Source organism: Leucobacter sp. Ag1 (assembly GCF_000980875.1).
In the GTDB taxonomy this organism is placed as follows: domain Bacteria; phylum Actinomycetota; class Actinomycetes; order Actinomycetales; family Microbacteriaceae; genus Leucobacter; species Leucobacter iarius.
The window spans coordinates 1-12,636 of record NZ_LAYO01000049.1; the positions used below are offsets into that span (position 1 = coordinate 1).

The 12,636-nt window shown below is 68.0% G+C and carries 13 protein-coding genes and 1 pseudogene; 13 read left to right on the forward strand and 1 reads right to left on the reverse strand.

Annotated elements, in window-relative coordinates; genetic code table 11:
- From XM48_RS00910 to XM48_RS00940, 7 genes are all read left to right on the forward strand, one after another.
- On the forward strand, nucleotides 1-440 hold a 440-nt coding region (locus XM48_RS00910), incomplete at its 5' end, for an FHA domain-containing protein (protein ID WP_156174885.1).
- Between the two features lie 170 nt (nucleotides 441-610).
- Nucleotides 611-928, forward strand: a complete 318-nt coding sequence (locus XM48_RS00915) for a WXG100 family type VII secretion target (protein WP_046453895.1) — start codon at nucleotides 611-613, stop codon at nucleotides 926-928.
- Between the two features lie 39 nt (nucleotides 929-967).
- Nucleotides 968-1,252, forward strand: a complete 285-nt coding sequence (locus XM48_RS00920; protein WP_052961210.1) for a WXG100 family type VII secretion target — start codon at nucleotides 968-970, stop codon at nucleotides 1,250-1,252.
- 21 nt (nucleotides 1,253-1,273) lie between these two features.
- Nucleotides 1,274-1,564, forward strand: a complete 291-nt coding sequence (locus tag XM48_RS00925) for a WXG100 family type VII secretion target (RefSeq protein WP_052961211.1) — start codon at nucleotides 1,274-1,276, stop codon at nucleotides 1,562-1,564.
- Entirely contained in the window at nucleotides 1,561-2,277 is a 717-nt protein-coding gene (locus tag XM48_RS00930) for a hypothetical protein (RefSeq protein ID WP_046453897.1), read from the forward strand. Before XM48_RS00925 ends, XM48_RS00930 begins: the two co-directional genes overlap by 4 nt.
- The gene (locus XM48_RS00935; protein WP_046453898.1) at nucleotides 2,274-2,597 is read left to right on the forward strand and encodes a hypothetical protein; all 324 of its coding nucleotides are present in this window, start codon (nucleotides 2,274-2,276) and stop codon (nucleotides 2,595-2,597) included. Before XM48_RS00930 ends, XM48_RS00935 begins: the two co-directional genes overlap by 4 nt.
- Nucleotides 2,587-3,300, forward strand: a complete 714-nt coding sequence (locus tag XM48_RS00940; RefSeq protein WP_197074113.1) for a hypothetical protein — start codon at nucleotides 2,587-2,589, stop codon at nucleotides 3,298-3,300. The genes XM48_RS00935 and XM48_RS00940 overlap by 11 nt, the downstream gene beginning before the upstream one ends.
- On the opposite strand, the gene XM48_RS00945 is transcribed toward XM48_RS00940, so the two are convergent.
- Entirely contained in the window at nucleotides 3,297-3,812 is a 516-nt protein-coding gene (locus XM48_RS00945; RefSeq protein ID WP_046453900.1) for a hypothetical protein, read from the reverse strand. The genes XM48_RS00940 and XM48_RS00945 overlap by 4 nt on opposite strands.
- A gap of 121 nt (nucleotides 3,813-3,933) precedes the next feature.
- Between XM48_RS00945 and XM48_RS17695 the strand changes: the two genes are divergently transcribed.
- The 6 genes and pseudogenes from XM48_RS17695 to XM48_RS18135 form a co-directional block, all read left to right on the forward strand.
- Nucleotides 3,934-4,341: a hypothetical protein gene (locus tag XM48_RS17695; protein WP_156174886.1), complete on the forward strand. Its 408-nt coding sequence runs from the start codon at nucleotides 3,934-3,936 to the stop codon at nucleotides 4,339-4,341.
- Nucleotides 4,342-4,355: 14 nt separating this feature from the next.
- Nucleotides 4,356-5,933, forward strand: a complete 1,578-nt coding sequence (locus XM48_RS17345) for a S8/S53 family peptidase (RefSeq protein ID WP_197074114.1) — start codon at nucleotides 4,356-4,358, stop codon at nucleotides 5,931-5,933.
- Entirely contained in the window at nucleotides 5,930-7,246 is a 1,317-nt protein-coding gene (locus tag XM48_RS16750) for a hypothetical protein (protein WP_052961212.1), read from the forward strand. The genes XM48_RS17345 and XM48_RS16750 overlap by 4 nt, the downstream gene beginning before the upstream one ends.
- On the forward strand, nucleotides 7,239-7,823 hold the full coding sequence (locus XM48_RS00955) for a hypothetical protein (RefSeq protein WP_156174888.1): 585 nt from the start codon (nucleotides 7,239-7,241) through the stop codon (nucleotides 7,821-7,823). The genes XM48_RS16750 and XM48_RS00955 overlap by 8 nt, the downstream gene beginning before the upstream one ends.
- A 94-nt stretch (nucleotides 7,824-7,917) precedes the next feature.
- Nucleotides 7,918-11,901, forward strand: coding sequence for a type VII secretion protein EccC (locus XM48_RS00960; protein WP_046453902.1), 3,984 nt, complete (start codon nucleotides 7,918-7,920; stop codon nucleotides 11,899-11,901).
- Nucleotides 11,902-12,060: 159 nt separating this feature from the next.
- Nucleotides 12,061-12,636, forward strand: a pseudogene (locus XM48_RS18135) (hypothetical protein); the annotation flags it as partial.

The following is a 12,636-nucleotide window of genomic DNA, read 5'->3' on the forward strand; positions in this document are numbered from 1 at the left end:
CGGCACCGGCACCGGCACCGGCGTCCGCTCCGCTGCCGGCCGGGGTCGTCGCGGTCGACGCCCCGATCGCTCCCGCGCCGCCGAAACCGCAGATCGGTGAGATGCTCGTGCTCTCCTTCGATTCCGGGCAGCGGATCCGCCTGCGGATCCCGGCCGCCGCGAACCTCGGCCGCCGCCCCGATCCGATCGATGCCGACGATCAGCTCGTAGCGGTCGCCGACCAGGACGGATCGGTCTCGAAGACCCACCTGCGGCTCGAGTACCGCGGCGACAGCGTCTGGGTGACGGATCTCGGCTCGACGAACGGCTCGGAGATCGTGGACGACACGGGAGTCGGTTCGGCTCTGGCGCCGGGAGCGCGGGTCCGTCTCGAAGAGGGCGCGAGTGTGCGCATCGGCATGCGCAGCTTCACGGTCGGGGTTGTCACGGGCGAGCTCTGAGCCCCCGGTTTCGGGCGGCTCCGACACCGGCGAGATTGTTGGAATTTCAACCTTTCTGGCGATTCCGGCGTCTTTGACGTATGTTCGGACCGGTGGCTCCATACGGGACCATCTGCAGACGTGCCGGCACGCCCCGTGCGGCGCTGGAAACCGAAGATGGAGGAGTCGACATGGCTCAGACTATTTCCGCTGAAGAAGGAGCCCTTCGCAAGGGACAGCAGGCCGTCGCCGAGGCGAAGGCCGGCATCGACCAGCAGACCAAGAAGGTCCGCGGCGATATCGAGCAGCTGCGCGCCTACTGGACCGGTGCTGCCGCCGGTTCGTTCACCCAGCTCATGCAGCGCTGGGACGCCGAGACGAGCAAGCTCAACAACGTGCTGGTCGATCTCGAGAACGCGCTCCGCGGCACCGAGCAGGATCAGGCCGCGACCGAGCAGGAGCACCAGCAGGCCATCTCGGGCCTCGGTGCGATGATGTCGGGCGCCTGAGCGCCGCCTACGTGAGTTTTTGAGACCAAGGAGAATTTGATGCAGTCGATGTCGGTGCAGACCGCTCAGGTGAGCGTGCTGTCGCAGGAGATCCGTACCGGAGCCCAGAACATTCGCGCGGAGCTGGAGCGCCTCGAGTCCGAGGTCTCGCGCCTGCGTGCGGCCTGGAGCGGTGAAGCCCAGAACTCGTACGACGCCGCGCAGCGGCAGTGGACGCAGTCGCTCACCGAGATGCAGAGCCTGCTCGAGCGCATCTCGAGCAGCACCGAGCAGATCTCGCAGGCGTACAACGCCAGCGACGCCCGCAACGCGGGGCGTTTCTAATCGAGAGGTGCCGGACGAGACGTGTCGGAATCATTAAAGGTCGATATCGGGCAGCTGAGCGAACTCGCGTCGGCCCTCGACTCGGGGTCGTCCGGTATCTCTACCCAGCTCGCGAACCTCGACGCGCAGGTGCAGCAGCTGCTCCAGCTGTGGAGCGGTGACGCCCAGCAGTCGTATGCGCTCGCTCAGGCGGCCGCGAGCGGTTCGCTGGAGAGGATGCGGCAGTTGCTGCACCTGATCGCAGTGGCAGCCCAGGAAGTCGCGGAGCAGTACGGCGCATCCGACCGCACGGTTGCGGAGCAGTTCGTATGACGGAACACGTGCAATTCGAGGACGCCGAGCGGCTTCGCCACGAGATCGGCGAGCGGTTGGGCAATGTGCTGGAGGAGTCTGTCGGCCTGCAGCAGGAGCTCCTGGACGAGGCTCCGCTAGCAGCGGAAACCGGTAACGGTCGAGATCCTTCGAACACGGTCGAGGTTCGTGTCGCTCCCGGACTCGTGGGTGTGCGCGTCTCGCCAGACTGGGAGAGCCGGGTCGGAGTCGGGGGACTCGCCCCGACGATCCAGGCCGCGTATTCGGACGCGCAGCGCTCGCGCTTCGCCGTCAATGTGGATACGGTTTCGGACAGAGCCGAGGAAGAGTTCGATCCTGGAACCGTCATGCGTTCCGAAGCGGAGAGCTTGGGGAGTGACCCCGAGTTCCGCGCCGCCATGCAAGACGCGAAGTTCGTGGAGCGGTTGCACGAACTGTTCGAGCAGGCGCGCGCCCGCAGCGCTCGAGGGTTCGGCGGTCGAGGCCCCCGTGGGCTTGCGACGGTGCAGCTCGACAGCTCGGGCGGGATGCAGTCGCTCAGCCTCGACGAACGACGCATAGCGGGCATGACCGGCCGGGTGATCGCCGATGACGTTGAGGCCGCATACCGCGCAGCGGTCGATGAGCACAACCAAACGCAGAACCTGAACGGCCCCGGGAGCGCGAGCCGATACGTCGCTGTTCTGTCCGGACGAAGCGAGGATCCGTCATGAGCGACGACGAACTCTGGGTCACATTCGGCGACCTGGACACGGATGCGAAGACCTGGGGGAGTGCTGCTGAGAGAGCCGCGGCGATTCGGGGGGCGCTGGCCGGAGTGGACCTGCCGAACGACGCATTCTCGATGTGGGGCTACGGGCTCGCTGTGGGCTATCGATCCATCCGCACTCATTTGCTCACCAATCTCGGGACCGGGAATGAGCAGTACTTGGGTCTGCAGAGGGTGCTGACCGCAGCTGGAATGACGTACCACGAAGCCGAGGAGGCCGCCGAGACGCGGTTCACGGACCTCGCCAAACAGATTGAGGAGTAAGCGTCGAATGACTGCTACCCAGGCTGCCTTCCGCGGCGCGCTCGCTGAATTCGACACCACCATCAACGGCTTCGTGTCCGGGGTGAACGGTGTGATCTCGATCGTGCCCGATTGGGCGAAGGACCTGCTGTCGGAAGTGTTCGAGAGGTGGAAGGAATTCCTCGCCAAACTCAAGAAGTTCGAACGGATCGTCGCTGACGTGCTCAGTTATGGCACCGGCGATCCGGGAGCGTTGCGCGCCGCGGCCAAGACGCTGCAAGCCGAAGTGGTCGATGCGCTGAACAGCCTGCGGGACTCCTTCGATGATTCGCCGATCAAGGCGGCTCATTCCTGGCAGGGGCTCGCCGGCACCGCCTATTACGACCGATATGTGAAGCAGATGGACGCGCCGAAGAAGCTCGAGCCGTCGGCCACTGCGGCGACGTCCGCTCTGAACGATCTCGCGAACGGACTGGACACCTTCTGGTCGAACCTCACCGCCGGCCTCATCTCCGCAGGCCTCAGCATCGTGGGCCTCGCCCTTTCGCTTGCGACGATCATCGGTGCCATCGTTGCGATCGTGTCGTTGCTCGTGAGTCTCTACTTCCTCTTCAAGAACGAGTGGGACGACCTCACCCGGATCACCGACCGCGGTAAGGTCGCGCTTGAGGATGCCGTGAAGGCTGCCCAGGTCTCCTGGCCTCGGGCCGTCGCCACCGCCTAGCGCGAAGGGAACTGAGCGGATTGGTACTTCCAGAGCTCGATGAGCCCTGCCGGGCCGTACATGCGCTGAGCGTCCGCGAGGGAGCGGGCGACGAGAAGCATGTCACTGCACGGTTTGGCGACTCCTGCGAGGATGAGAACCGCAGCGAGAGCGATGGTCTGCGTATTGAGCTGCAGCGTGATGTGGAGCAGCAGGTCCGTGGCGCCGTAGACGGCGATGAGGCCGATGCCTGTGATGAGCGGCCCGAGCGCAGCGAGACTGAGCACGGGAAACCGCAGAGCCGCGGCCCGCGCTATGAGGAGCTGCCAGGTCATGAGTCCGGCCGTCGTGAGTACCGGAAGCGCGCAGAGCGCGACCTGCAGCGCCGGAGATCCGGACGCCACTGCGAGGAGCGGCGTGACGGGGAGCGCGATCAGCAGGGCCAAGTAGTAGCGTGGCGCGCTCCGCGCGACGGACACGAGCTTCGAGTGAAGCGGCAGGAGCTGAGGCTGCATGAATTCGGGGACGGACATATGGCCAATCGTAGACGCCAACTGTTTCAGAGCGAGAGTCGGATTCGCACCTGGAGTGATGAGGCCTTCGGCGCCGCTTCGAGAAACATGATGAGTAGTTCAGAAGGCACGGGAGTGGAACATGGGTGCTAAGCGGATCAGCCTGTCGGCAGGTTTCGAGGACTTGCTGGGCACTCTGCGCGGTTCCACGGGCGAGCTCCCCAGCGAGGGAGAGATGGCGGCTGTGAGCGGTGAAACTCGAGGAGTCGCGTATGACTACGGCTTCGGCCTCAAGGCATCAGGGAGTCGCATCTCCGCCAAGATTCAGCAGTTGGAACGACGGTTGCAGGATGCAGAAGAGAAGATTCGGACGTCGATATCGGAGCAGCGCGCGACTGAAGCCGAAGCGACCGAGGCCCTGCGAAAGCTCCTTGCCGATCTCGAGGGAGTCCGGACCGAGGTCACTGGTGAAGGCCCTGCGCCGGCGCAGTCCGTGGACAAACCTTCCAATTCTGAACGTCCGGGACTCGGGAAGCCGGGGTCCCACTGATGCGCGGGAACAGGTTGGCCGGGTTCGCGGCGATCACGACCATCGGATTGTTGACGATGTTGTCAGCGCCGGCGGTGGCGTCCGGCGAGATGCCAACGGAGCAGCGGGCGAGCGCTTTGTGGTATGCCGAAAAGTGGTTCGATTTTGCGAAGCTGCGCGCTGAGGGAGCCACCGGCGCAGGCGTGAAGATCGCGGTCATCGACGAAGCGATCAATCCTGATGCGCCCGAGCTGAGGGGGGCAAACATCACCGTGAAGGGTGCAACCTGCTTCGACCCGAAGACGAAGAAGCCATCGGATGTCGTTTCCACAGACCCAAAGCTCGCGGCGCACGGGACCAACGCCGCTGCGATGATCGTCGGTAACGGGAAAGCCGGGGACGGCGGGCTCGGCGCCCGCGGTATCGCACCGGGCGCGGAGATCTGGTTCTACGGGACCGGGAAAGTAGACAACGCGAAGTCATGCAAGGTTCAGGACCCCACCGTGCCGACTGGCGGCATCGACCTCACGCGAGATGTCCGTCTGGAGGGCGCTGATCTTGAGAAGCCCAGAGTCACGGAGAATCTTGCGGGAGCTGCTGCATTCGATCCGACTTCCATGGCGGCGCGAGCGGCAATCCGTGATGGCGCCGATGTGATTTCCGTATCTTTGCTGGGGGGCTCAGCGGCAGACTGGGCGCAAGCTGTTGCGGAAGCGCATATCGCCGGTGTCCCCATTGTTGTGGGTACGGCAAATCCCGGAGAAGGCTTCCAGCTGGTCGGTGGTCCGTGGGATATGAATGGGGTGGTCCCTGTCTCGGCAGTCGACTCAGATGGAGCGCAACTCGCCGATCCAGACACTCAGGAGATCGGAGATGGATCGAGATCGATGGCGTTCGCCGCACCGGGATCGAAGCTGCTGGGTGTCGGCACCGCTGAAGGGTGGGGGGCCTCTGAAATCTCGGGCACTTCGTACGCCACTCCCTTGGTTGCTGGTGCGATCGCACTGGGTCTCCAGAAGCACCCGGAAGCGTCTGCTTCCCAGGTAGTGCAGGGGCTCGTGCGCACCACCGGAAACGGAGCGGTACACGAACCGGACTGGATCGACACCCACGTTGGCTACGGGTACCTGAATCCCGCAGGGATGCTTGCCGTCGACCTCGCCCAGCTCCCGGCCGAGATGCCTACCTACGTGACATCCTTGAAGGACCCTCGCTGCCAGGGTCGCGGCTACTCGGGCACCATCAATGCCAAGGGCGAGTGGGAATGCGCCTGGAGCACGGGCCCGTTCCCCCCGGCCGTGAATCTCCTCAAGGCGGTGAAGGCCGGCGACAAGGGCGTGGTGGATGCCACCGGACAACCCGCCTGGTCACCGTACTCGAAGGATCCGAAGCCCGATACCGGTTCCGACTCGCCGCTGCCATGGGTCCTCGCCGGAATCGGTGTGTTGGTGCTGGCCGGTGCCGTTGTCGCGGTGATCGCTGTGTCGACAGCGAAGCGTAAGCGCAGGCAGTCGGGGGGTGAGCCCGGTGCTACGCGAGTCCCCTCAAGCGTCCCACCAGAGGCACCTGTGCAGACGCCTGCCGAACAGCATCATCCGGGAGGAGCCGCATGAGCGCCGCCGAAGACGAACTTGTCCGCCTCGCATCCGGTGTGAACTGGCGGATCGACAAGCTCACACAAATGCAGAGCTCGCTCGACGCTCTGAAGCGGCGTGTCGAGCGCGTGCGCGATGCGATCCAGAGTGGTCACTGGGAGGGCGACGCTGCAGACGCTGCAGAGACGCAGCTCACGGCGATCGTCGAGACGTTCAGAAACGCCTCGGAGTGGGTGCAGAAGGTTCATGCGTTGATCGACCAGCACAGCGAAGATGTGCGCAGCGAGGCGCAGGCGAAGCTCAACAGCCTGCCGACCGGTGATCTGCCCTCCGCAGTGCGCGATGCAATCGACCGGGGCAAGCCGGAGCCGATGGCGCAGTACGGCATCATCGGGGCGCTCACCGGTCCTGCTGGCATGCTGACGGCCGGCCTGTTCTTCGCGAACCAGCGGGAGGACCGGGCCAAGGAAGCGGTCATCGAGCTTCGCGAATCGATCGGCCAGAAAAAGGAATCGCTCGACGCCCTGATCGAGCGAGGATTCGATCCGGTCTACGGCAAACACGTAGGACCTAAGAAACCCAAGCAGGGATCGAGCGGTCCTGGAGATGGAGAACCTGGCACAGGCGGTCCCGTACTTGGAGGTCCCGGCGGCGGTGTCGGCGGCGGCCCCGGCGTCAATCGCGGTCCGTACCTCCCCGGTCCGGGCACCCACCCAGGTGTTCCGGGCCCCGGGCCGGGCAACGAAGTGCCTGGTCCCGATCCCGACGGACCGCCGAATCCGGGACGCCCGCCGTTCCCCGGAGAGCCTCCCGTGCGTCCGGAACCGCCGACCCCGGGCGGAGATCCTGGCCCGGGCGGTGACGGTCCTCGGAACCCCGGCGACGGCCCCAGCGTCGACAGTCGGCTCGACGGCACCATCGGGCGGACGGGGCTCGGCGCTGCCGGTCTCGGTGCGGTCGGTCTCGCCGCGGGTGCCAAGATCGCGAGCAGCGGAAGCGGGCTCGGCGGTGTGCTGGGCGGAGCATCAGGGCTCGGCCAGGGTGCTGCCGGTCTCGGCGTGAGCGGAGGCCTGCGCGGTGCCGCGACGGCGGCGGGCGCCGGCGGCGCGAGCGGTGCGGGTGCCGGCGGGTCCGGTGCCTCGGGTGCTCGTGGCGGCCGTCCGGGAATGATGATGGGCGGTGGCGGCGGAGCCGCAGGTGCCGACAAGAAGGGCAGCAAGCGCGGCCTCGGCGGCTACCTGGCGCCCAAGCTCGAGGATGAGGGTGACGGCGGCCCCGCTGCGCGCGCCTCGCGGGCAGGCGGCCGAGGCGACGACTCTTCGGATGACTGATTCGAACGGGAACTTGCTGAACTCCACGGGCGTGCACGTCTTCCGGCAGCAGAACCCGACGCCGTGGTGGTTGCTCCTCGGCGGCATGAACGCGGTGCTGCTTCTCGTGCTGGGTGTTCGCGCCGCGATCGCACTCGTCGTCGACCGGTCCTGGATCGAGACCGCGGTCGCGATCGCACTGCTGCTCGTCGTCAACGCGATCCTCGTCCCGATCGTCGTCCTCAAGTTGCGCAAACGCATCGTGATCGACTTCGACGCGGGGACCATCGGCACCGAGAGGACCGGGCCGATGCCGGCCGCCGAGTTCGTCATGATCGTCGACAACTTCCGCACCTACCCGCAGGCCGCGCACCTGGTGGAGCTCTGCTTCCAGCAGGGCGTCGTCGGCGTGGAGGTCGGGGCGTTCCGGCAGCGCCCGGAACTTCGGACGCGCAACGAGGCGCTGCTCGCCTTCGTCTGGTCCTGGCTCCCCGCGCCCCAGCAGCACCGATCCGAGCTCGGCCCGGGAACGGTTCCGGGCATCACCCGATATGTCATCGGCAAGGACGAGACGCTGCAGCTGCTGCGCCTTCCCTGACTCGTAGATGCGTGCTGAAACAGCGGATCGAAGCGACTAGGCTGCCAGTACGAACCGGTACGGTCGTCCGACGAGCGCTAAGGAGCACAACCGAGTGAGCAGTCGTCTCGCCCCGCCGCGAGTGCCCTCCGGCAACGTCACGCTGCAGACCCCGCCCGAGCTCGAAGCGGGCGACGGCGGCAGCAGCATGTTGACCTCCGCCCTGCCCATGCTGGGCAGCGTGGGCGCGATCATCATGGTGTCGGTCAGCAACGCGGGCCCGACGGGATGGATCACCGGCGGGATGTTCCTCATCTCGGCCCTCGGCTTCGTCTTCGTGAACGGCTGGCGGCAGCGCGCCACCCGCCAGGCCACGATCCTCAGCTCGCGTCGCGAGTACCTCGCCTACCTGTCCGAGCTGCGCACCACGGTGCGCACGGCCGCGAAGGCGCAGCGGCGCGAGCGCAACTGGCGGTATCCGGCACCCGAGACGCTCTCCTACCTCGTCGAGGACGGCACCCGCGTCTGGGAGCGCGATCCCAACGTCGACGATCACCTCGCCGCTCGCATCGGCGTCAGCGACCAGCCGCTCTGCCTGAACCTGGTCGCCCCCGAACTGCCGCCGATCACCGACCTCGACCCGGTCGCCACGACGGCCGCGCACCGTTTCATCATGACGCACGACACGCAGAGCGGACTGCCCACCTATCTGAGGCTCAGCCGGTTCCGCAGCATCCAGCTCGTCGGCGAGGATCTCGATCCGCTGCGGGGCCTGGCCCGCGGCATCATCACCCACCTCGCCTCCCTGCAGAGCCCGGACGACCTGCAGATCGTGATCGCGGCGAGTCCCGACGCGCTCCCGCACTGGGAGTGGGCGAAGTGGCTGCCGCACACGCAGTCCTCCCGGCTGCGCGATTCGCTCGGAACCGCGCGCATGATCGGCTCCGACCTGCCGACGCTGCTGCGGATGCTGCCGGCCGACCTGCGGGAACGCCCCCGATTCGTCCCCGACACCCCATTCCCCGGCCCGCACCTGCTGGTCGTGGTCGACGGCGCCCGGGTCTCGCCCGGCGACTCGGTGTTCGCCGGCGGACTCCAGGGCGTCACCGTGCTCGACCTGCCGAACACCTGGGACGACAACGACGACCCGGAGACCGCGCGCATCCACGTCTCGGGCGGCATCGCCGAGCTCGCGGAGGGGCGGGCGCAGCAGGAAACCATCGTGCCGGACGACATGAGCCTCGTCGAAGCCGAGGCCGTCGCGCGACGACTGGCGCCGCTCGCGCGCGAGCTCGGCGGGAACGGCCCGGTGTCGCGCACCAGCAAGCGGCAGCAGGATCTGCTCGAGCTGCTCGGAATGCCCGATGTCCGCGACCTCGACCTGTCGCAGCAGTGGCGGATCCTCCCCGAGCGCGACCGGCTGCGCGTGCCCATCGGCCAGGACACCGACGGCGCCCCGCTCGTCCTCGACCTCAAGGAGTCCGCCTCGCAGGGCATGGGCCCGCACGGCCTGATCATCGGCGCGACCGGTTCGGGCAAGTCCGAGGTGCTCCGCACGCTCGTGCTCTCCCTCGCCCTCACCCACTCGCCCGAGCAGCTCAACTTCGTGCTGGTCGACTTCAAGGGCGGCGCGACGTTCGCGGGCATGGCCGACATGCCCCACGTCTCGGCGATCATCACGAACCTCGGCGAGGAGATCAGCCTCGTCGACCGCATGCAGGACGCGCTGCAGGGCGAGATGGTGCGCCGGCAGGAGCTGCTGCGCTCCGCGGGCAACTTCGTGAACGTCGGCGAGTACGAGAAGGCGCGCAAGAACGGGCGCGACGACCTGCCCCCGCTCCCGGCGCTGCTGATCGTCGCCGACGAGTTCTCCGAGCTGCTGAGCGCGAAGCCAGAGTTCATCGAATCGTTCGTCGCGATCGGCCGGCTCGGCCGATCCCTGCACGTCCACCTCCTGCTGGCCTCGCAGCGGCTCGAGGAATCCCGGCTCAAGGGCCTCGACACCCACCTCTCGTACCGGATCGGCCTGCGCACCTTCTCGGCCGCGGAATCGCGCACCGTGATCGGGGTCCCCGACGCCTACCACCTGCCGCAGGAGCCGGGCGGCGGCCTGCTCAAGGTCGGCAGCGACACCGAACTCACGCAGTTCCGAGCCGCCTACGTCTCCGGCCCGCCGCCGGCCCGCCGCATCACCGCGGCCGCCGACGCCGCGGACGGCACGGCCCAGGCCATGCGGATCGTCCCCTTCACGGCCGCCGCGCAGGACCTGTCGGACCCCGTGGCCGAGGCCGCAGCGGCCGAGGCGACCGCCGAGCGCCGGGCCGCCGAGCTCGCCGCCGCGGAGCCGGTCGAGGACCGCAGCACCTTCGAACTGGCGGTCTCCCGCATGGCCGGTCAGGGCCCCGCGGCCCACCGGGTGTGGCTGCCCCCGCTCGAGGAGCCCGCAACGCTCGACCAGCTGCTCGGCAAGCTGGCGGTCAGCTACGAGCTCGGCCTGCACGCCCCGCGCTGGCGGGAGCACCGCCGGCTCACGGTGCCGATCGGCATCACCGACGTGCCGCTGCAGCAGCGCCGCGACGTGCTCACCCTCGACCTGTCGGGAGCCGCGGGCCATGTCGCGATCGTGGGCGCGCCCCTGTCGGGCAAGAGCACGGTCGCCCGAACGCTGGTCTCCGCCCTGGCGCTCACGCACACCCCGTTCGAAGTGCAGTGCTTCGTGATCGACTTCGGCGGCAGCTTCGCGGGCCTGCGGGACCTGCCGCACCTCGCCGGGCTCGCGACCCGCGGCGAACCCGAGGTGATCCGCCGCACGGTGGCCGAGGTGACCTCGCTGCTCAACGCGCGCGAGGCGTTCTTCCGCGAGAACGGGATCGACTCGATCGACACCTACCGCGCTCGCCGCGAACCCGGGGCGCTCGACGACGGCTACGGCGACATCTTCCTCGTGATCGACGGCTGGGCGACGCTCCGCAGCGACTACGAGGCGCTCGAGGTCGCGATCCAGCAGATCGCCGCCCGCGGACTCAGCTTCGGCGTCCACATCGTGCTCACCGCCAGCCGGTGGCTGGACGTGCGCCCGAACATCAAGGACCTGCTCGGCGGGCGCATCGAGCTGCGGCTCGGCGACCCCTCCGACTCGGAGGTCAACCGCCGGGCAGCGGGCAACGTCACCGCGATCCCCGGCCGCGGCCTCGACCCGGCCGGACTGCAGATGCTCACCGCGCTGCCCCGGATCGACGGCGACACCGCAGCGGACACCCTCGTCGATGGCGTCGAGGACCTGGTCGCGAAGATCGGCAGCGCCTGGCAGCGCGAGCCCGGACCGAAGCTGCGCCTGCTGCCCGAACGGCTGCCGCTCGACGAGCTCCGGGCGCACCCGGCCGCGAATCCGAAGACCCTGCTGCTCGGCCTCGACGAGGCGGAGCTCGCCCCGATCGGGATCGATCCCGCCCGCGAACAGCACCTCTTCCTCTACGGGGATTCGGGGTCGGGCAAGTCCTCGATGCTGCGCACCCTCGTCCACGAGATCAGCCGACGCTACGAACCGGGCGCCGCCCGCATCTTCATGGTCGACTACCGACGCGCCCACCTCGGCGAGATCCCCGAGGAGTACCTGGGGGCCTACCTCACGACCGCCGACCAGGCCGTCGGCGCGGTGAACCAGCTCGTCGAGTTCTTCCGCGACCGGCTCCCGGGCCCGGACGTCACCGCCGAGCAACTGCGGAACCGCAGCTGGTGGAGCGGCGCCGAGGGCTTCGTCATGATCGACGACTACGACCTCGTCGCCACCCAGCAGGGCAATCCCGCCGCCCCGCTCGCGCAGCTGCTGGCGCAGGCCGGCGACGTGGGGCTCCACGTCATCGTCACACGGCGGTCGGGCGGCGCATCGCGTGCGGCCTACGACCCGATCCTGCAGGGCATGACCGACCTCGGCGTGACCGGCATCCTGCTGAGCGGCAATCCCGAGGAGGGCCAGCTGATCGGCAAGGTCAAGGCGATCCCCAGCGTTCCCGGGCGGGCTCAGGTGATCTCGCGATCCCGGGGCCTGCAGATCGGCCAGCTCGCGTACGTGCCCACCGCGCACGAGGCGACCGGATAACCGCAACGCGATATCCGGGGAGGAACACCAGCGCGGATTCAGAATTCCGGATCCGCGAATTCCGCGGTATTCTGCGGCAAGGTTTGCCGCTGAGCTGCCGGTAAGGAAGAATCGGCAGCGTATCGGCGCTTGCGGGGAACGTGTAGAGGAGTTCGCGATATGGGGAATGCTCCCTTCTGGGTCATGTTCGGGGTGTCCGGTCTGATCGGTCTCGGACTGTACATCTGGTACCTCGCCGCGCTCTCGCGGCTGTTCCCCAAGCTCGACCTGCCGTCGTCCCACGGATGGATCCCGGTCTGGAACGACTGGCGCCTGCTGCAGCGCGCCGATCTGCCGGGCTGGCTGATCCTCGCGTTCCTCGTGCCCGGCCTCGCGATCATCGGCTACATCGTGCGACTGATCGCCTACCACCGCCTCACCACCGAGGCCCGGGGCAGCGTCGGCTACACCGTCGCGGGCGCGTTCATCCCCGCGCTCTGGGCGACCCTGCTGAACGGGCACATGGCGCGTTCGGGCGGCGGCGTGATGCGCCAGTCCTCCGGATTCTCCGATTTCGCCCCGGTCGGTCAGCAGCCGGGTGGATTCGCACCGCAGCCCGGTGGGTACGCGCCCCAGCCGACCCAGCAGCCGACCGGTTTCGCGCCGCAGCCCGCGCACCAGCAGTTCGCGGCTCCGGCGGCCCCGGCGCAGCCCGCGGCGCCGCAGTTCGCGCAGCAGCCGGGCCAGCCGCAGCCC